Consider the following 19,774-nt stretch of genomic DNA (forward strand, 5'->3'; position numbering starts at 1 on the left):
TGGTGATGTTGTTTACATTGATTGAAAAGATGTAAAGATAATATTATCCATCTTAAAATAAAAACAGCCAATTTAAAACGGATCTTTTTCTTCCGATTTTTCCTGAATTAGAAACACACTTCTAATTGCTCCTGTTGATCATGAAACATTCATTTGCGGGAAAAAATGGAAATAAGCTTGAAAAAAAAGTTTTGGAAACTTGTTTCGTGAAGCGTGTAATGCACTGGGGATTAAAAATCAGCCCATGGATTACAAAAATTAGTAGCAACACGTTTTTGCTCATACCGGCGCTACAATTTCACAAATGAAAACACTTTTTTGTTGGACTGAAGATAATATGGCATCGCTTTACACAAAGAGCGCAGATCATAAACATCTAGCAATAGAAGCAATTAAAAAGCTATAAAAAATTCGAGAAAGACATAAAAATTAAGTTAAAAGAATCAAAGAGCTTTAAATTCCCAAACTCTTCACAATACACTAATTTTATTGAAAATGGCGGAGAGGAAGAGATTCGAACTCTCGAGAGCCTTTTGAGCCCTACTCCCTTAGCAGGGGAGCGCCTTCGACCACTCGGCCACCTCTCCAAGGAGAGGCATAAATGGTATCGATAGAAAGTTCAAGACATTTTCGATTTTTTTCCCAAATATCTGAATTTTTTCCTTTGTTAACTCCATAGGAAGCCAAAATGAACAAAACAAAAGTTGTGTCTTTTTTACCACATCATCTCTAATAGTACATGTATACATTACAAAAAGTTCATTTCATATTTGAAACTCTAAAAAAATTCGTATAGCTAGAATGATAAGTATCGCGTATTTTACTTATGCCTTTGTCTTTAATGCATGAGGCAAGTGATATTCTTCAGAAAAAGATTAAACGGACCTCGGAGATCCCATATGAATATTAAATCCCTCTTTTTAAGCTCTACAGCAGCTTTTTTAGCAATTTCTGGAGCGCATGCTGCTTCAACACCTATTGCTGAACCTGAACCTGTAGAATATATTCGTGTTTGTGACGCCTATGGAAAAGGATATTTCTATATTCCTGGAACAGAAACCTGCATGCGTTTGTCAGGAAATGTTCGTACTGATTTTATCGGTGGTGATAATATTGGTGCAACGACCGAAGCTGAACTGAAAAATAAAAGAAAAACCTATGCTTCATCATCACGGCTCACCCTTGTTTTTCAAGCCGCTTCTGAAACAGAAATGGGAACCCTTCGTTCATATGCGAGAATTTTCTCAAGCTGGGGTGCAGGTTCTGATAAAGCTGGTGCAAAGCTTTCAGCCGCCTACATTGAACTGGGTGGTTTTCGTGTAGGTCTTGACGATACCATTTTCAACAGCTGGACTGGTGGTTATGGAAATGTTTTCAATGATGACAGCGTAGCACCTGCGGGTACAACACGCACCAATTTTATTTCCTACACCTTTAATGGTGATGCCGGCTTTTCTGCTATTATCGGAGTTGAATTAGGCAATAATGCAGATGATCTTCCTGGAGTAGCAGCGCAAAAAACTTTGCAACGCTCTTATATTGAGAAAGATGGGAAGCTTATTTCTATCACACAAGATACTCTTCCAAGTAAAGCAATTAAAAATTACACTCCCAATGTGGTTTTAGGTATAAAGTTTATGCAAAAGTGGGGTGGTTTTTCAGCCGTTGCTGCATATGATGCTTACTACAAAAAATGGGCTGGAAAAGTCCGTGCAGATTTCAATGTTAACGATCGTTTCAACCTATGGGTAATGGCTGGCTATAAAAATGGTGTTGATTACTACGTAGAAAATGACGATGAAGAGTTGTCACGACAAAGCACAACGATCTATGCAAACTGGGGCGGTAAATGGGCAGCTTGGACGGGTGCAACTTACAAACTCACGCCAAAGATGAATTTGAATGCTCAAATTTCTTATAGTGCTGTCAAAACCTTTGCAACGTCTGTCAATATCGCATACACGCTGGTTCCAGGGTTTGTAATTACGCCTGAATTGACCTATGTTTCTTGGAACGATGACCGCGTTCTAAAGGATGCACATGATCATGAAAAACATTTACTCCATGGAAAAAAGGCTTTCCAAGGTATGATCCGTTTACAACGTTCATTCTAATTCTATTAGGCTACAGATTTGAAAAACTGGCAACATGTGTTGCCAGTTTTTATTTTTGAAATTAAATATCATGAGCCGCCTTTTCTGATATGTATTTTCTTATCTTTCTGACAAAAACGCCTTAATTTCATAAAAATATTCTCAAGAAAAGTTAACCTTATAACCTTGATAAAACGACTTCGCACAGGCATTATCTATCAATTCGAACGTCTCTTCTTTGCTCTTTAAAGCGTGCCGCCATTGCTTTATTACCCAACTGATCTTTCTTGATAATTGATATCTAACCTTTGTCATTTAAGACATGATCTTCTCAAGTAAGTTCTACACTGAATATTCAATTTAACTGCCTTGAACGAAGGCCCCATCCCCCTCAAAGAACAAAGATTCCTATCAACATCATTGATAAACAATCCGATTGCTCTGGAGTGGAGCACTTGGTTGAATTCCTTATGATTCATTGGCACAATGCCTTACAGACAAGTCCCATTCTGAATATTTTCCACTCTCTATTTTTAAAACGCTTAAATTAAATGTTGTATTCTTTATGCCCCTGTATCATCATCTTCAATGACGGTATTTTACCGCATATATTTTACAACATTATAGAATAAAACCTTGAAACAAGGCAGAACATTGATTCATAACGATAATTCGTCATTATTCAGCTTGATTGAGAACCCTTAATACCGTAAGATTCTCTCATTTCACTTCTCTTCATGCTGAATCAATCAAATTTATTTGTTTGCACGTCACAAACCGATGTTCCATGTGAATAAAAGTTATACAAGAAAGAACGACAAATGCCTATGTATCGTTTCAAATGTAAAAGGCTGTCGTGCAACACTGAAAGCAAGTAAAGTGTAAACAGTGCCGACTTGCTCTTTTATGAAACGTAAGAATAATAACGTACACGAGACGATACACTTCACAAAGAATTTTATATTCTTTACGAATGCCATTGTAAAATCTGCGTGTGTGTGACACACACCAAAAAATATTTTTTAAAACGAACAGGTAAATATACAATAGAAGTCTATTTTGTTTGAGACACTCTATCTTGCATGAGCAGCATTCCCCATTATACACAACATCTTAACTTTGCACATTTTTAAAGGAAGCAGAATATAAGATAAAAAAACAACAAGACTAATCTCTGCAAATCATAGAACCTTCTATAGAGCTTGTTTTCATAAAACACCTTACGATTTTTAAAATGATAAATGCTCTTTTTTATATAAAGCCAACCAGCAAAAAGCACGCTCTCTCAACAAACAAAAAGCGCTTATACGTCACCATAAAATATCTTTTAATGAAAACGAATTGAATTCACGGAAAATATTTATCAACCAATGCATAAAGAATTGCCGCTGTTTCAACATCTAGAATCCCATCATAATTTTCTTGACGAAAATGAAGTTGAAAAGCTCGAATCAAATTTTTGTATCCTCTTTCAGCACACGCAGCTGAAATATCATACCCATAACGTTTTAGCTTCGTCAAAACCTCTTCTTTGGAAGGAAAACTCTTAGAGAATTGCTCTTGATAATGACTTTTTAGTTCATCATCATACCACGCCCCTATACCTGCTTTATAAAGTTCTTTCCATGGAAAAGCTGCTCCCGGATCGCTTTTTCTTCCAATGGCAATATCACTATGCCCCACAACATCCGTTGGCATAATATCAGGATACCGTTGAAGAATATTCAATGCAAGCTCTTTAACGGCATCAATTTGTATTGGATTATAAGGAGGAAAACGAATCTCCTCATGATGACAATCCACTAAATCAACTGTCTCTTCTGAAGAAGCAGAATGACCCGTTGCTAAATTAACGATTTCAATCCCAATAGATGCATCATTAAGATGACTACGCCCAGCCCATGCGCTAACACCTGCATGCCACGCACGCTCGTTTTCATCAACCAGATTAAAAATACGCATATCCTTAAATCCAGCCTCACGATATGTCTGCTCTGAAGGATCAGGAACAAGATAATGTGCACTAACCTTTTCTCCTGTAAGTGCCATGACCGAATCTTTAAAATCAAGAGCCGTATAATGCATGACAAGAAAACGAACGCGACGATTAAAGCTCTTGACAGAACGATAACTGTTGTAATCAATCCGATACATAAAAGCCCTTTCTTTTTGGTTTTAAAAGACCACCGCATATCACAACAGATAAGACACAAACCGTTGAAAAATTTGCAATGAATTTATCATTTAGATACTAATGATTACGTCAAAAGTTTGTTCATCCATAACATCAACACTCTGACCAACAATCAAGATCCATTTTTATTTCTCATCACACACGCATAAAATGTTTTTGACAACACCACCACCGCATCAAATATTTTCCACACAATGATCAATCGAAAAGAAAATAAAAGTGCAAAACGATTACTTTTTAAATCTCCACATTTTACAGAAAAAAGAGCTGTTCCTGTTATCAAATTGCGAAATATCTCGCCTTGAAGCGAGCCCTCAACTACCATGTAATCTACACAAATGCATAAAGGGAAAATTTTATGAGGTCTTTACAGCAATTTATGACCAGATAACTGAACAGCATATATTCGCAATCAATGCTTCACGGACATATTTTTTAATAAAATTTGCAAAGCTCTTCTGTCAATGACGCTGCTTCTTGTGTTTTCACAACATCTCTTTCTATTTTACAAAGAATATCGATTATTTACAACGCTCAAAGCACATAGCGCCTCTGGATTTCTTTCATAGGCTCTTTATGAAAGATAACATTTTAATTTATAAAATGATCATTAATTCTTTTTTGCATCTTGGATGGAAAATCCGGATACAGTCAAATTTCTTTTATCTTAAATCCTCTTATATTGCATTAATCAAAGCCATTCATTTGCACATCAAAAACAGTAATTAACGTATAGATAAAAAACATTGAAAAAAGGAATAAAAAATACTTCTCATATTAAACAAAAATAATATTGTACTATGCATGTACTTATCCTTCTATCTAAATAGTCAAATCCATTGCCGCATTGAGCACTAGAAAAAATGACACCACGAAAATCCAACCAAGCATACAAACCTTCAGTATTTTCGCTGATAACACAAAAATGAAAAAGCTGCTGAAAATTAATAAAGTATCTTACGGGACACCGATCAGCAAATAGACCTAATTTCTGGGACAACGGAAGAACAGGAAACAGATATGAAGATTGATGCTCTTTTAAATGGGAAAATCCTTTTGCTGTTTCTCCTTGATCTGTTACAGCACTAAGCAAAAGAGTATTGCATTCAATAATTTTTTACCAAATCGCTTGAGGAAGACAATCCCCTTCTTGTTTCCAACATTCCCACCCCATATCATCATAAGTAAATTCAATAGACAACTTCATGGGCTCTAAGATCTTCAACGCGCCCACAAAGATTTTTGGTTTCACCCCATCACTCAGATAGCACAAGAATTTTCTTTTTCATAATCCCTCCATCCATTGGCTAACGATTGCATTCGTCATAACAGGATTATCATCCCATAAACGCGTCCCAGCCCTAGAAATTATTCGATACGCATGATTGACACATTGGCTTTTTGTTTGATTATCAACCGTTGCAAGCTGCGATTTTTCACCCACCAACGCTAAAAAATTTCCAGTGTATTTGTTAATCTCATCTCGAGCATCCAATGCCAATAAGAGTTTAAATCCTCTTGTCATCCGTTCAATGGCCATGCTTATTTGATCTTGTGGAATTTCCAAAGAAACTCTTTTTTTCACAACGCCAGAAGGATGCATAAAACCATTGAGTGTTTCCAAAGCACCTACCAAATCATTATTTTCTAAGTGAATCAAAATATCTCCAAGGCGCCGTTGCAAAAGCTTATCTGGATAGCCAGGTGCATTGACAGCAAGTACCGCTTGAACATTGGGAAGCCGTGCGGCCAATATTTGTACCAACATGCCAGCCATAGAAAATCCCACAAGTACCGCAGGCTCTTTAAAATACTTTTCCAATTTTTCTTTTATAAAAGATAAAGTTTCTTCAGCAGAATGATCGAGAAAATGAGCACTCTTAGGAAAAAGCGAGAGTGTATCCAGCAGCGTCACTTGGAACCCTTTTGTCGCGCATAGCTTTGTCAATGGAGAACAAAAAGCACCTTCATCCCAAATTGGCATGACAGGAGAAAGAATAACAACAGGAAGTCTCATTGATCAATTCCTCCTCTTGCTTCAAAAACATGCATTACAAGAGAAAATCTTTCCCCGAAATGTCATGAAAATACGGATATGTTGAAACTCTACGCCCACAAAATCTCACCCATAGCAACCAATTTGTCAAACTCAAACGAAGCTTATGACCAATTTTAACCCCTCTCAATCAAACAACGGAATAAAAAAAATCATTCAATAAGAGAGTCCCCATTCGTGTAAAACATCAGAAATATTTCTGCATAATGCTCTCTTTTTATTACTTTCACTCAACTTATTTGTGAAATCATAAAATGACGTGCTTTTTGAATATAAATGATGAAACCAATCATACAACACACGGCTAACAAAGTTGCCATAGCCCATGGACTATGACCAGAGATTTTTCCGATAACCGCTGCACTGAGTGCCGCACTTCCCAATTGCAAAGAGCCCATAACGCCAGAAGCTGCTCCCGCAGCTTTAGGATGCGATGAAATAGCCAACGCCGTGCCTAACGGTAATAAAAAACCATTGCCAAAAGTAAGAACAGCAATAGCCATAAAACTTGTCACAAGGGGCCATGGGCTTAGATACATTTGCAAAGCAAACAGCGCACCGCCTATCACAAAAATAATGTACCCTCTCCCCACAGTCTTTTCCATAGACTCGCGTTCAAAAAACCACCGCGCCAAAAAATTTCCCAAAATATAAGGCAACGAGACACCAATATAGCTATAACTAATGTGTATCGGCGATAAACCCAAAGTCGTAAGTAAAAAAGGCGACTCCACAATATAAGCAAAATAGGCAGCATAAGAAAAACATGGAATAAGTGCATAAAAAATAAATTGTTTATTTTTAAGAACACCCCAATATCCCTTCATAAATCCTACCGGAGAAAAATGCTGTCGCTTTTGGGGAGGAAGAGTTTCGGTTAGCACAAAACAACATAGCAAAATGGTCAAAAATATAAAAAAGCTTAAAAAGATAAAAGTTGCCTGCCAATGAAAAGCTTGGATCAAAAATCCGCCAATAATCCGCCAATAAAAGGTGCAAGTGCTGGCGACATGCCAATAAAAGGGAAAACAATCAAATAAAGTTTTCCTGCTGCTTTTTTATCCAATAAATCATTGATAATCGCGCGACTTAAGACAATCCCCGCACAAGCTCCAAGTCCTTGCAAAAAACGTAATACAAGAAAAGCCTGAATGTGAACTGTATAAATCACCCCAATTGTCGTAAATAACCACAAGAATAAACCGAATAGAAGTGTTTTTTTACGCCCCAAATTATCACTCAGCGGTCCATAAATAAGCTGTCCAAGTGCCAATGCAAACAAAAAAACGGCCACAGCACTTTGAATTTGAGATTGCGTCACTTGATAATATTGGCGCATATCGCTCAGTGCCGGTAAAAAAATATCAGTAGAGATCAATCCCCCTGTTGATAAACATACAATAAGGATAATAAATGGTAAAGTATATTTACGATTCATAAATAAAATCACACTTTTAAAGTTATAAATTGAATATAATTAATTAAAAATAACAAATATAATTATATTTTTTCTTATATAGATAAATAAATACGATTAAAAGTGTTATTATTTAAACTTATTAAATTAAATTTTTATTATTATTTTTAATAAATAAAATTCTCTTCTACATTCTTCACATGTAAAAATTCACCCCATGAATAAGCTTTCCTTTACACACACTTTGCTATAATTTTCGTTGCTGTAATTTTCCACTGCTTTTTTCACGAATATCATAAGCAAAAGCACATATTCTCTCCACAAGCAACAATCCCCTTCTATACACTATCCATCAAAGTTGATCGATTAAAACGCAAAGCAGAAAAAATCTCTGACGCCTCTACGCCAAAATCACTATGGTATAAACACGACGCATAACACAATAATATCTCAAGGATCCTATCAATATAAATCATTATTGTAAAGAGTTTAGATCTATCAGACCATAGAGTATAATGACTCTTCTGCAAAACACTCAAAAATCCAATATATTTTTCTCCCGATATATTTTTCTCATTGCATAAAACTTTTTCTTAAGACGAACATAATAAAAATTATCGTCTAATTTATTGCAAATATTATAGAATAAAAAGTTAAAACGCTTTTTTATTTAACTTAATCCGTGAACTCTTATAATATTTTAAATTAAGATTTATTTTTGCCCTAACGCCTGATTTTCCGCCTCTATTTTATACAATATTCCTCACATGAGAGCAGTACCATTTTTAGGAGATGTTCCATTCACTTTATAAACTAGAAGCCCATAAATGATAGCATTTGAGTTTTCAAATTTATTCTCTCCCGTGTAAGATGCGATGATAATATGCATCAGGGGAAGAAACACGTCTTTCTTCAGGCATAAATGAGATCTTTAGAATTGTGTCGTTTAATATTTTCCTTTCATAACAAATGTTTCTCATAACAAATCTAAAGTATTTTCCTATTCATTTTTAGTACCTATCCATCTATTTTGGAACATAATTGGCAAAAAGGCATTGTATCTCCAGCATCAGTAAAGGAGATAAAAACATGGAAACACGCATTCCGGAAGACACACCCTTAAATACACATTTTCTAGGTGAAACATCCCTTGAGACAGAATATCCTTTTTTTCAACCCCCCATTTCATGGTCCGCAATTTTTGCCGGACTGGTCACGGCTCTTGCCACCTCAATCTGTTTATCTTTTCTGGTAGCAGCATTAGGATTGAGCCAAATAGATTTCACCTCTTCAAGCCCTTTTGAAGGCTCATTCCTCTCCTTTGGCACGGGCTCTCTTATCGTTATGCTGATAAGCCTTGCTTTAGGAGGTTTTGTCGCTGGGCGTTTTGCTGAATCCTCAGGAACCCTGCATGGATTTCTCACTTGGGCTCTCATAACACTGCTGATGACCCTCCAAGCCATCCATGTAGTTTCAAGCACAGCAAAAATAGGTGCTAAAACCGCCCTAGAAAATAGCTCCATGATTGAAAAGACCATAGACAATTTCAAAACAAATATTTCCCCCTTGTTTACGAAATTAAACAGCGAAAACTTTGCAAATTTTTTGACAAAAAACAGCAAAAGTGACATCAATTTTGATCAACTTGGCAGTGAGTTGCGCACTCTTCTTAATAAAAGCAACATTCCCGCCCTCAACCCTGAGCGCTTAAAAACATCCTATCAGGCAGCACTTAGCGATATTGGTTCTGCGATAACCGCTTTTAAAAATGACCCTTCTCACTACCGCACCACATTGAAAAATCTTGGTGAACGTCTTTCTGATCGTGTAGAAGATCTCACAACAAAATTTAATCGAAGCGATATCATCAATGCTCTCATAAAAGATGGCATGACCCGTGCAGATGCACAAACAGCAGCCAACCATGCTGTTCAACTCTATCAAAGCGCAGAGGAAAAAACCGAAAAAGCAATAAAAGCACTTGAAAAACGGGCTGAAACCCTCTCTGACAATCTTGAAGATGCCATCAAGGGTGACAAAAAACACAGCCACGAAAGTCACAAACACAGCCTCCAATATGGGATGGTGGGGCTTTTTAGGAAGCTTAATAGGCGCCATAATCTCCAGTGTTTGTGGTTATTATGGCTACAGAAGCCGTAAGGATACTTTCAAGTTTTAAAACTTCTACCTCTAAAGCAAACCGAGAAAAAGCTGCACAGAATGTGCAGCTTTTTTTACACTTATTTGAAAAGCTTTTTGTATAACATGGCAGCTAACACACCGCTTTACAAATACCAGACAAAGTTTTTCGAAGCTCAAACATGAAAACAGAACACACAAACGATGAGCTATAATATGTTCATCTCCCCTAAAAATCAAAAAGTCTCGAAAAGAACAGCCTATCTTTTAAGCAATAAGCAAAATGTATAGAGCTCTTCATGAGACAACGTATTCCTTCAAAGGGCATAGCAAAGAATTATCTCTCTGTGTGGTTAAGAAAAAAGCGAATACCATGATATGGCTAAAAACTTTTAAAAACAACAATGATATAACCTCAAAAAAAAACAAATACTTTCAATCAACATAGCATTTGACAAAAAAAATAAATCCATGCTCGATGTTAAAATGCGGTAATTTTTATTTAAATGATCATGTATTTCTATCAATTATAAGGAGAGGAATACATGAGTATTTCACTTAATGAAGTAAAAGATGTTATTGAATTGGCTATTGAGGAGATTGAGCCAATAAGGGGGAAGTAAATACACTCAGCTCAGTGATGTTCAAGTTTGTCAAAATGAACTTGATATGAATGGTTCGCTGGATGTTTGATAATGTATTGTTAATACAGATCTGCTTATCCATCAAACTTCAAAAAGTTAAGCATATTTTAAGAACATGTTTGAATTATTTTCAGAGGGCTTTTCTCAAGAAGTTTGGGCTTAAGCAACCAGCTGAATTGTCAATTTCACCCATCTCTTTCAGTGAAAGGGATGGGTTGGATGCTCTAAGGCAATACGCTCTACATCCTCGTAAACTCTTAGCTCTTAATCCTAAATCCGAAGTCATAACAGTAGTTCATGGCGTGCGAAACCCGCATCCTCTTCCAAACTTTCTTACTTGAGACACGGATAGAACTCTATAAAGGAATATACTGCCCGAGTTGATCAATATGCCAAAGGGCAAGAATGGGCAGTAATGTGTTATGGGTTATACGCTGCAACCCCTGCACTGTGGGATGCAGCAAAACAGTTTGCAGATCAATTAGCACATTCTTTAGGTTTTAGACCCGGTGGACGTGTGGATATTGACTGCTTCATCGGCCGATATTCTTCTACCCATGTTGGGGTCCATGTGGATCATGCCCATAATTTTGGTTTTACTCTACAGGATACAGGATGGCCAAACAATGTTTGCTTGGCCCAATACACGAAAAGACCTCCAAGGACTCAAATATCCTAAATATGAAGAGCATAAAATAACAGCAATTGCGCTGCAAAATCGAATAGACCGTGTTGCCTATTTCCCCCATGATGCCTTCCATATTGCCGAAACGGGAGAAAAGGTTGCTGTAAATATCAATATCGCTTTTTGGAAAACAGCACACGATGCACAACACCATAAAAATTATATCACGCATTTACTCCATCTAGATGATCGAACGCGTCATGATATCCACGCATCAGGAAGAGCAAATTTAACCCCTGATAATGCTTTTCAGCACGCCGCACTAAACTCTGCCATCGCAAATGGTAGCTTAAAACACCATATACTGGTTTCTCAATTAATTTGCGATACCAGCTCACGTTTATGTGTCAAGCCCCCCCTATTAACGTCTCCGAAATTGAAAATGAAATCATTCTTCACCCACTCGCAACCCTCCAATGGGTGCCCTTACTAGAAACAAAAAACGCCTCATTGCTGCAAATGGGCATTGTGCCAGTTTCGAGTATAGCTCTCATTTAGAGAGCTTCCTTTCCCAACTTTTATCAAGAAAAAAATTAGATCTAGCAAAATGAAATGATAAATCCTATAGATATGCGCAAAAGGAAATTTTAAAAACCATAAAAGCTTTAGCATCTTGGGGGGCAGTATGACAAAGAAAAAATCCATGATTTTCGCCCAAATTGGACTTTTTCTTGTCTTAAGCTTAAGCAGCTTTGCTGATGAAACCGCTCAAGTCACATTTGCTTTACATTTAGCAGAAAGCACTGCTTCTATTTCAATGCTGCTTTTTGCAGGGCTTATAGGAGGAATTTGTGCAGGACCCATTGCCCCGTATCTTTTGCATCACTTCCAGCCATCGTATACAGTTACTGTTGTTTTATTGTTTGAAGCACTTTTCATAGCCACAGCCGCAATCGCTAACCAGTTTTGGCTTTATATTACGCTTTCTTTCGCACTGGGTTGTGCAGGTTCACTCTTTTGGTCTGCTATCCTTGTTGCGGTACCTGACTTCGCAAAAAATGATCATCAGTTAGATCGTATCAATCGCATCATCCAAACAGTTCGTAATCTTGGCTATATTGCTGGACCACTGTTGGGAGGTGTCTTGTATAGTCTCTCAAACGGGCAAAAAGGGCTCTTTGCACTATCAATCATGCTTCTCTGTGCAGCCTTGATCACCACATGCTGTTTTAAAAGTTTAAAAATGCATGTGCCAACAAAAACCACAACACAGCAGACTAAAAAGGGACTAGATTTAAGAGGGCTCTTGCGTAAAAAAATGTTGTCTCAGCTCTTGCCCCCCTCATCATCACCATCATCCTCACCTCTGTTCTCAATGTGTTGTCGATTGTCCGCATCCGCACCGAGCTACACTTTGGTGCAGAAACCTATGGAATAATCAGCAGCATGATAAGTCTTGGCCTCGTGGTTGGACCATTCTGCTTCTCCAGCCTTTTCCACCGTCTTGGCAATGCCGCCGGTGCATCATTGGCTGCCGCAACCATTGGCTTGGCCATTTTCTGTTTTTCCTTAACACCGCTCATATGGCTCATGATGTTTTCATTTTTTATTCTTGGGAGTGCCAACGGTGTGCAAAATGCACTAATGGCAAGTTTTATGATGAAAGCCATCCCCAAAGAACAACGAAACAATCAAATGCCTGCCTATATCTTCATCATACAAACAGCCGTATGCATTGATTTTGTCAGTGCAGGTTTTGTAAAAGTGCATCACACCCAATACACACTCCTTATCATCGGTATTGCCACCATGATCACAGGCATCTTAGGTTTTATCATAAACAGCGCTATGCAAAAAAAAGAATGAGAGAATGTTTAACAAACTTTGCCTCCTTTTCTCTCAAGCAAACCAAGCCTACAAATGGTATGACGATCATCATCCCACCAAATCATGCCCCCATACCAACCAATGTAATTTTAATAAACCCCTCTCGTGTAGAGGAGCGAACAACCCCAGCGAACAATCATTACCAAAACTTGATATTTTAAAACAAAAAAATCGATAACATCTTGCGACAAGATCCTATAGGCTTAAATTTTTACCATGGAACAGACGATTATGTATGGCAATTAGCAGAAACTATGCACCATGACTTAGATGAAAACATCCACACTCTTGCCTGACAAAAACTAACACCACCCATAGCAATCAATTCTTTTGCCGTTTACCCCCGCAAATTAGACTCCCTAGCACACGTTCAATGGGCAAAGGATGTACAAGATAATAAAAAACAAACCAGCACTCATTGGCAAACGTCAAATACAACCTATCACCGTTGTTTCCACAAAAAGCTCCGCCTTTGGTGGATTTGATTTTCTAACATTTACAGCACTTCACGAGGGCTGTTCTGTCCAATCCTTGAAAGAGATCAAACTCAATGGTTGCCTTTTTGACACAGACAATCTTTTGATATCACTGCTACGACACAGTCTCATTCAAACAGATCAACAAACCTTTTTACAAGATTATGCAATAGCGCTTTTACGAGAGCCAACCTGTTGTCCAACGTGTCGTATTGTCAATTCTCCTCTTGGATCCTTTGCCATTAATCAACTTAATGGACGTACAATCAAACTGAATGACAAAACCAAACCTCTCTTTCTACAAGCTGAAACAGCAATGCATCTTCAACACCCGATAGAAGAAACAACAATATTTTTTATCAAAGCAGGAATGCGACGACTGGTAAAATGATAAGGATCAAAAGATGCCTCTAATAAGACTTGGTATGGGAACAGAAAACAGTATCGAGCTTCTTTACACGCTCATTCAAATGGCAAGACCACGCACAGTCATTGAAATCGGTGTGGGGGATAGCACGCGCTTGATTGCTACAGCCCTGCAAAAAGCAAAATAAGCATGGCAACAAGATAAAAAACTTTTAGAATCCTCTCCTTGCGAAGAACGTACGGCTTTGCTTGACCCTTCAGGTGTCCTTGAGAATTATCAACCACGCTTGATCACCATTGATGATTTTTCAGCAAAAGGTCAGTCAGCCGAAGAGGCATGGCAAAAACAGCTGCAAGACGACGGCATTGAAAAAGACACTGTAACATTTATTAATGAGATTTTTTTCTCTCTCGATGAAAGCACTCTCAAATCTTGGGGAGCAATAGATTTTGCTTGGATTGATGCTGAAACGCCCGCAGACGATGTGCGATTTGTGAGCACACTGTGGAAACATATCACCGCTAATGGTTATCTCTGTCTCCATGAACCAACCATGACAACAACCGTTGCACTCGATGGCACTCAACGGGTCAGAGGCGTTAGAACGCCTTTGTGGGAAGAAATTCTCTCCCGCCTTGATGGCTCCTATGAGGCTTTAACGCTTCCCGAAAACCATAAATATCGCCAAAGTGGTCTGGGTATTATTCGCAAACGCCCCCCTGCCGAACAAATTGTACGCCCACAATCGCTCCAAGCAGAACTCATAGAGATCAATGAACTTCCCCTTCGCAATGATCTTTTGCCCATGGGACAAGAAACACTAAACAAACGCAGTAAAGCCAATTCACTGATTTCTGCTATGACCTCACCGATATTGCGCGCTGTTTACGCTGCCATTATCCTTGAAGCAAAAAATCTTACTGATATCCTAAAAACTGTTGATTGTGATGCCAAAACCATTCATAAATCGATCAATCGTCTTTTGAATCTTGGTCTTATTCAAAACACAACAGCAGGATTTCAAGCCGAAGAGACGCTGTGGAAAATGCTCGAAAGTAAAAATGAGCGGGAGAGAGAAAATTTAAGCGACCGCCATTTAGAAACAGAAGAGATGCTTACAAAAATTGCTCAAGCCTTTCAAAGGAAAAAAATCTATAGCGAAACGGAAGTTTCCAAGATATGCAACCTCTTTACAGTCGATTTTGCCAGATTACGACGCACCCTTGTTGAGAGAGGATTTTTACAACGCCATGGGGACAAATATCAACGCAGGCTCTCAAAAGCGAATTGAACAATGATTAATTAACGCAATCGTTTTTCTTCTATACTTCAAGAGAATAGATAACCTTCCACTCAAAAATATAATTTCATAAGGGCATACGATGCAATTGTCATTTCCACAAAAAAAATCGCAGAAAAACAAAATTCCTCTAGCAATCATTGGATGACTCCCGCAAATATTTGCAGAGCATTATACGAGAGAGGAATTAGATCACTTGTTTTTTCAATTATCTGCTCCTGATGAAACAGAAGGAGAGAGCAAAACCTTTAAGACCAAGAAACGACTAAATGCAATCAATTGGCAATGTGATGATCCGCTTGAAATCCTTAGCAATCTTCTTACGGATTTTATGAACAAAGAGCATTATAATTATCCTCAGAAAAATCCCAAGCTACAAGAAGATCAATGTAAAGTTCTAGAAGCTTTAAAGAAAATTGGATTAGAATATCATAGTGAAGGATATATGATTAAAGCTGGTTTCCTCTCTACAGAAACTTTGCAAAAAGAAGTTGTAAAGAACGGGCTGTTAGCAATAGAAACCGAAATAAAAAGAGCATTAGAACAAATAAAAACCGATCCAATGGCTTCAGCTCTCTATGCAGCAAATCTATTAGAGGCATCCTGTAAAGCTTATCTCAACCACTATTCTATCGCAGATGAAGAAACAGCCCGCTCGCTTCCCGCTTTATGGAAACAAGTCGCGGAGCATGCTAAGATTCGTCCAGAAGATGTAGGAAAAAAAACGCTAATGATCTCGATGTCAATGACTTAAAAATGATCGCATCCGGTCTATATAGAATTGCGAATGGTACCATGAATTTAAGAAACAAAAAAGGAGCAGCCCATGGTCACTCGGAAGAAAGCTTTCGAAAAATCAACCTCAATCTTCGTCATGCGCGCTTAGCGGTTAATGCAGCCTTTGCCCTTGCAATGTATATTTTAGAGTTACGTCAAAAAACATCATAAAAAATACTCTCGATAACGAGACAGATTGCCCCTTATAAATTTTTCATCAAGACCCAAACGGATCTGTAAAACCAGACCAGATCTTATAAAGTCTGTAAACCTTTTGATTTTTGGAGCAGAGCATACCCGTTTGTGTATGCTCTATTTTACTCTCATGCAGAGAAAATTGACAGCAAACAGACTCCGCGATAAACTCTCTAAGATCCGTTTAATCAACGGTTTTATTTGGAAGGAAAAGGGGATACACAAGAGGAACATCAAGAGACAACCATTGGGAAAAACCATCAGCCCTGCCAATCACATTCATCTCGATATCACAGCCCTCACAAACAGGCATTCACGCTCAAAGCAGGTGATTTATGGGGCAGAGCAAATATTTTGAAGAATATCAGCAGGGGGACATAAGAATGCACAAAAAAGATTCCTATAGCAAATCAGAAAAGTATGTCATCTATACCGTCATTATTTCCAGTATACTTCCCTTGCTGGATGGAAGCATTGTTAATGTCATCCTCCCCAGACTTGCACATTATTTTTCAGCAGAAGACAATAATATACAATGGGTTGTAACATCCTATTTTCTCGCTACTGTTCCTGGGCTTTTGATCGCAGCTTTTGTGCAAGGAAGAATAGGTATCAAAAAGACATGGCTCCTTGCAAACTTCATTTTTATGCTTGGCTCACTAGGGGTGGGATTAAGCTACAATTTTCCAACCATTATCTTAGCCCGTATTGTTCAAGGGTTTGGGACAGGTCTTTTATTGCCCCTTAGCCAAACTATTGTCGCCTTACAATTTGGGCAAGAACGGGTGCGCCAAGCCATGGGCACCATAGCGGTACCAACGGTTTTTGCTCCAGCCTTTGGTCCACTGGTGGGGGCTTCAATTGCTCAGTATGTCTCTTGGCGTTTGTTATTTTTTATCAATATTCCACTTATTTTCTTAGCTGTCGCCATTGGGGAAAAACATTTAAAAACCAATGAAACAGTAAAAACAAAATTTAACTTACTGGCATTTTTAGCCTTTTCCCTATCCCTTATTTCATTTTTTTACCTCACAGAAGCCAGAAACATCAATAATAACAATATCCTCTCTATCACAGCACTGATAGCGATAATCTCCCTCATATTCTTCATTGTGTTTAATCAGAAAGCAAAAAACAAACTCATCATCTTTAGCGGATTTACAAATGTGCACTACACATTACTCATGATCATGGGACTTATTGCTTCTTTTCTCTTTTATAGCTTTCTTGTTTATTTCCCGCTAGCTACCGCCTTGGAAGAGCCCCATGAAAAAAGTCTTCTCATCATCGGTGCACTCCTTGCTCTACAAGGGGTGGGAGCATGGATCGGAAGGAAATTTATTTATCAGAAATGGAAAGAAAAATCGCCCTTTTTCATGATAGGAATTGGTTTGCTGATCTCAAGCTTTGGCTTATTATGCTTTGGCTATACGATAAGCATGGATGGACTGGGATTCTTACTAAGGGGTGTAGGGCTTGGCATCACCACCATTGTATGCTTATCCGCCCCTATCCAATATGTCGATCGTCTATACGTTAAAGATACAGCAGTTATCACACGCATATTACAGCAAATAGGTGGCGCTTTGGGAGGTGTGTTCGCAGGCTATTTACTCCATACGCTAACAAAGGGATACCTCTCCCTTAACCAAACATATCTCCTATTCTTCCTCTTCTCTATCGCTGTATTTTTACTGTTTTGCCTCACCCTCTCCCTATCACATAAGGAGAAGAGCGCAAATTTATGAGATGATTTGTTTGAACACCATAACATTTGCAATGGTTATAGGATCATAGAGTAATTATCTCTTTCATCCTATAAGCGTTTTGATGGATCTGTGGTTTCATTGCTTTTCATATTATCTCCTTGATATTATCTCCCCTGCATCAAAGGATGTTTTAAAGGATTCTGGTACCGTAGAAAAATAAGCCTAAGATCACTTTCCTCAAAACGAGGGCGTAATATCGCATTAGAAGAGCTTTGCGCCAGCCCTGAGATTTTCCTGCTTAGCTTTTTGCATTCAAAGCAACATTTTTTATGATCGTTGTCAAAATCATGGTGTTTTTTTTCAGGTTAATGTGTTTATTTCATACCATACGGAAGCCATACATAAGTTTTCAGAGGATTTTATTACGATTTTGTATGAAACTTTTATATTGCTGATAATCTTTCTGGATAGGCATTTTTTTAAGTCTTTCCCATTCATCCATTGCCTTTTGACGAGTCGCCCCTTCATTTTCAGGATCAGCAAGAAAATCGATAATAAAGTTGTTCAATCGTGTTGAAGGTATTCTTGGCAGTTTTCCCTCGGTAGTCATTAACGCATACAACTTATCGATCAATTGCTGATAGGTAATTTCCTGATTGTTTCTAATCATCTCCTTACGCCAATCATTCAACCAATACCATTGGCCAGATTTATCCTTGGCCTTTGGATCTCTTTTAGCAATTTCTTCCTTCAAAAACGCCTTGGTCGCTTTATCACTGACATAGTTAAAAATGACAGAGTCGGGCGACAATTTATCCCGACTTCCATCAGTCTTTCGGTTCGAAACACTTTTAGGTAAATGCGAATCTTCAAGCCCTGATAATCGAGCCTTGATATAGTCTTCTATCTCATTTTTCCTTAAAGTCCCCACATCAATGCCCAATTTTTTAGCAAAAGCTTTCAGCTCGGTCGCGTAAAAGTAACCCTTTTCAAATTCTTCTACGGACATATTTTTGTGTAGTTTGCTCAACATTCCCTCCAGATCGAATTCTATTTTACTTTATAGCGAATATCCTCAGCACGCCTAAAAGCCTCTAGCATCCTCAAAAACACAAAAAGCGCCCTATCATGAGCGCTTTCAAAAGATGAATAGCATCAATATCCTAGTCAGAGATAACAGCATAAGTGCTTGCGGGCCGATCTCATCGGTCATCTCAAGAAGGCGCTCTGCATCAATTTTTAGCCTTGCGCGCCCTGTGTCCGCCAATTCATCAACCGTCTTCAGTAATGGCTTAACGAGATCGGCTTTAGCAGTATTCCAATCGACAGATATTGCAACGGGAAGTGGATTGTTATCGAAATAGGCTTTCAACGAAGCTGGTGGGTTTTTACGAATAAATTGAGCGATTGTTGCAGTCAAAAAATCACCTCCTCATTATAGTTTTACTATTGCATACTAACATTGTCCTATAGAAAATACTATGGGAAATTTTAGATGGGTAAAAATTCTGTATCTATTAAATTTAGCCGATTAGAATCAGCAGCCTTACTTCGTATCAACCAATTGACAGCTGTGCCTCCCCCTTACATCCAATCATGATCTCACATCGACCATCAGCGCAATAATATGCCCTAACCTCCTAACAAGGATATATTGCACCTTTGTTCTACGAATATATACTATTTAGTTCTTCTTAGAGAATAGAATGTGTCTAAAAATTTCAAACGTAGAAAAAATTTTATCCGCTGCCCAATCGAATACAGCTGTGGGCGTTGGTCAAAAAGCTGTGCAGCTATTGTGAGGAGGTGTTTTGCGGCTGCAATCTGCCGCAGCGCTTAAGCATAAGCTTAGGAAGGCGCAAAAAACCAACGAGAAGGCTAACAACTCTGTTTTG

At 38.1% G+C, this 19,774-nt stretch carries 14 protein-coding genes, 1 tRNA gene and 4 pseudogenes; 11 read left to right on the top strand and 8 right to left on the bottom strand.

Going from position 1 to position 19,774, the window contains the following annotated elements; all coding sequences use genetic code 11:
- Positions 1 to 24: 24 nt before the first annotated feature.
- Positions 25 to 406, top strand: a pseudogene (locus tag BN338_RS12855) (tyrosine-type recombinase/integrase); the annotation flags it as partial.
- A gap of 90 nt (positions 407 to 496) precedes the next feature.
- Here BN338_RS12855 and BN338_RS00050 read toward each other — a convergent pair.
- A tRNA-Ser gene (locus tag BN338_RS00050) sits at positions 497 to 587 on the bottom strand.
- A gap of 312 nt (positions 588 to 899) precedes the next feature.
- Here BN338_RS00050 and BN338_RS00055 point away from each other — a divergent pair.
- Positions 900 to 2,114 carry a porin gene (locus BN338_RS00055; protein ID WP_039757901.1) on the top strand — a complete coding sequence of 405 codons (1,215 nt, stop codon included), beginning with the start codon at positions 900 to 902 and terminating at the stop codon, positions 2,112 to 2,114.
- Between the two features lie 1,326 nt (positions 2,115 to 3,440).
- On the opposite strand, the gene BN338_RS00060 is transcribed toward BN338_RS00055, so the two are convergent.
- From BN338_RS00060 to BN338_RS00075, 4 genes and pseudogenes are all read right to left on the bottom strand, one after another.
- Complete coding sequence (locus BN338_RS00060; protein WP_039757903.1) at positions 3,441 to 4,247, bottom strand: N-acetylmuramoyl-L-alanine amidase; 807 nt, start codon at positions 4,245 to 4,247, stop codon at positions 3,441 to 3,443.
- Positions 4,248 to 4,399: 152 nt separating this feature from the next.
- A complete protein-coding gene (locus BN338_RS12645; protein WP_039757905.1) occupies positions 4,400 to 4,612 on the bottom strand; it encodes a hypothetical protein in 213 nt (70 codons plus the stop codon).
- A gap of 960 nt (positions 4,613 to 5,572) precedes the next feature.
- Entirely contained in the window at positions 5,573 to 6,304 is a 732-nt protein-coding gene (locus tag BN338_RS00070) for an alpha/beta fold hydrolase (protein WP_039757906.1), read from the bottom strand.
- Between the two features lie 269 nt (positions 6,305 to 6,573).
- Positions 6,574 to 7,781 (bottom strand): annotated as a pseudogene (locus tag BN338_RS00075) (multidrug effflux MFS transporter).
- Between the two features lie 1,068 nt (positions 7,782 to 8,849).
- Between BN338_RS00075 and BN338_RS00080 the strand changes: the two are divergent.
- The 8 genes and pseudogenes from BN338_RS00080 to BN338_RS12875 all read left to right on the top strand — a co-directional run bounded on the left by BN338_RS00080 (position 8,850) and on the right by BN338_RS12875 (position 16,146).
- Positions 8,850 to 9,939, top strand: a pseudogene (locus tag BN338_RS00080) (DUF3792 domain-containing protein).
- A gap of 1,182 nt (positions 9,940 to 11,121) precedes the next feature.
- Positions 11,122 to 11,661 (top strand): hypothetical protein, encoded by a 540-nt coding sequence (locus BN338_RS12860; protein ID WP_244427568.1) that lies wholly within the window; start codon positions 11,122 to 11,124, stop codon positions 11,659 to 11,661.
- Between the two features lie 192 nt (positions 11,662 to 11,853).
- Positions 11,854 to 13,034 (top strand): annotated as a pseudogene (locus BN338_RS00090) (MFS transporter).
- 405 nt (positions 13,035 to 13,439) lie between these two features.
- Positions 13,440 to 13,922, top strand: coding sequence for a hypothetical protein (locus tag BN338_RS00095; RefSeq protein ID WP_244427569.1), 483 nt, complete (start codon positions 13,440 to 13,442; stop codon positions 13,920 to 13,922).
- A gap of 13 nt (positions 13,923 to 13,935) precedes the next feature.
- Positions 13,936 to 14,085 carry a hypothetical protein gene (locus BN338_RS12865; RefSeq protein ID WP_244427570.1) on the top strand — a complete coding sequence of 50 codons (150 nt, stop codon included), beginning with the start codon at positions 13,936 to 13,938 and terminating at the stop codon, positions 14,083 to 14,085.
- 57 nt (positions 14,086 to 14,142) lie between these two features.
- A complete protein-coding gene (locus tag BN338_RS10770) occupies positions 14,143 to 15,189 on the top strand; it encodes a DUF2087 domain-containing protein (protein WP_244427571.1) in 1,047 nt (348 codons plus the stop codon).
- A 205-nt stretch (positions 15,190 to 15,394) separates the two neighbouring features.
- Entirely contained in the window at positions 15,395 to 15,952 is a 558-nt protein-coding gene (locus tag BN338_RS12870; RefSeq protein WP_244427572.1) for a hypothetical protein, read from the top strand.
- A gap of 2 nt (positions 15,953 to 15,954) precedes the next feature.
- Positions 15,955 to 16,146: an abortive infection family protein gene (locus BN338_RS12875; RefSeq protein ID WP_244427573.1), complete on the top strand. Its 192-nt coding sequence runs from the start codon at positions 15,955 to 15,957 to the stop codon at positions 16,144 to 16,146.
- A gap of 208 nt (positions 16,147 to 16,354) precedes the next feature.
- Here the strand turns inward: BN338_RS12875 and BN338_RS13470 are convergent, their stop codons facing one another.
- Positions 16,355 to 16,483: a hypothetical protein gene (locus BN338_RS13470; protein ID WP_280109511.1), complete on the bottom strand. Its 129-nt coding sequence runs from the start codon at positions 16,481 to 16,483 to the stop codon at positions 16,355 to 16,357.
- Between the two features lie 70 nt (positions 16,484 to 16,553).
- On the opposite strand from BN338_RS13470, the gene BN338_RS00110 reads away from it, so the two are divergent.
- A complete protein-coding gene (locus BN338_RS00110) occupies positions 16,554 to 17,918 on the top strand; it encodes an MFS transporter (protein ID WP_039757911.1) in 1,365 nt (454 codons plus the stop codon).
- 370 nt (positions 17,919 to 18,288) lie between these two features.
- Here BN338_RS00110 and BN338_RS00115 read toward each other — a convergent pair whose 3' ends face one another.
- A complete protein-coding gene (locus BN338_RS00115; RefSeq protein ID WP_039757912.1) occupies positions 18,289 to 18,888 on the bottom strand; it encodes a hypothetical protein in 600 nt (199 codons plus the stop codon).
- A 129-nt stretch (positions 18,889 to 19,017) separates the two neighbouring features.
- Positions 19,018 to 19,299 carry a hypothetical protein gene (locus tag BN338_RS00120; protein WP_039757908.1) on the bottom strand — a complete coding sequence of 94 codons (282 nt, stop codon included), beginning with the start codon at positions 19,297 to 19,299 and terminating at the stop codon, positions 19,018 to 19,020.
- Between the last annotated feature and the right edge of the window lie 475 nt (positions 19,300 to 19,774).

This window comes from Bartonella queenslandensis AUST/NH15 (assembly GCF_000312585.1).
GTDB classification, from domain to species: domain Bacteria; phylum Pseudomonadota; class Alphaproteobacteria; order Rhizobiales; family Rhizobiaceae; genus Bartonella; species Bartonella queenslandensis_A.

Bases quoted from the DNA above. Each gene is read 5' to 3' on its own strand.
- BN338_RS00115 (WP_039757912.1), bottom strand. From the start codon at position 18,888: ATGTCCGTAGAAGAATTTGAAAAGGGTTACTTTTACGCGACCGAGCTG.
- BN338_RS12645 (WP_039757905.1), bottom strand. From the start codon at position 4,612: ATGGTAGTTGAGGGCTCGCTTCAAGGCGAGATATTTCGCAATTTGATA.
- BN338_RS00110 (WP_039757911.1), top strand. From the start codon at position 16,554: ATGCACAAAAAAGATTCCTATAGCAAATCAGAAAAGTATGTCATCTAT.
- BN338_RS12860 (WP_244427568.1), top strand. From the start codon at position 11,122: ATGCCCATAATTTTGGTTTTACTCTACAGGATACAGGATGGCCAAACA.
- BN338_RS00060 (WP_039757903.1), bottom strand. From the start codon at position 4,247: ATGTATCGGATTGATTACAACAGTTATCGTTCTGTCAAGAGCTTTAAT.
- BN338_RS12865 (WP_244427570.1), top strand. From the start codon at position 13,936: ATGCCTCTAATAAGACTTGGTATGGGAACAGAAAACAGTATCGAGCTT.
- BN338_RS00095 (WP_244427569.1), top strand. From the start codon at position 13,440: ATGTACAAGATAATAAAAAACAAACCAGCACTCATTGGCAAACGTCAA.
- BN338_RS00070 (WP_039757906.1), bottom strand. From the start codon at position 6,304: ATGAGACTTCCTGTTGTTATTCTTTCTCCTGTCATGCCAATTTGGGAT.
- BN338_RS12875 (WP_244427573.1), top strand. From the start codon at position 15,955: ATGATCGCATCCGGTCTATATAGAATTGCGAATGGTACCATGAATTTA.
- BN338_RS00055 (WP_039757901.1), top strand. From the start codon at position 900: ATGAATATTAAATCCCTCTTTTTAAGCTCTACAGCAGCTTTTTTAGCA.
- BN338_RS13470 (WP_280109511.1), bottom strand. From the start codon at position 16,483: ATGCCTGTTTGTGAGGGCTGTGATATCGAGATGAATGTGATTGGCAGG.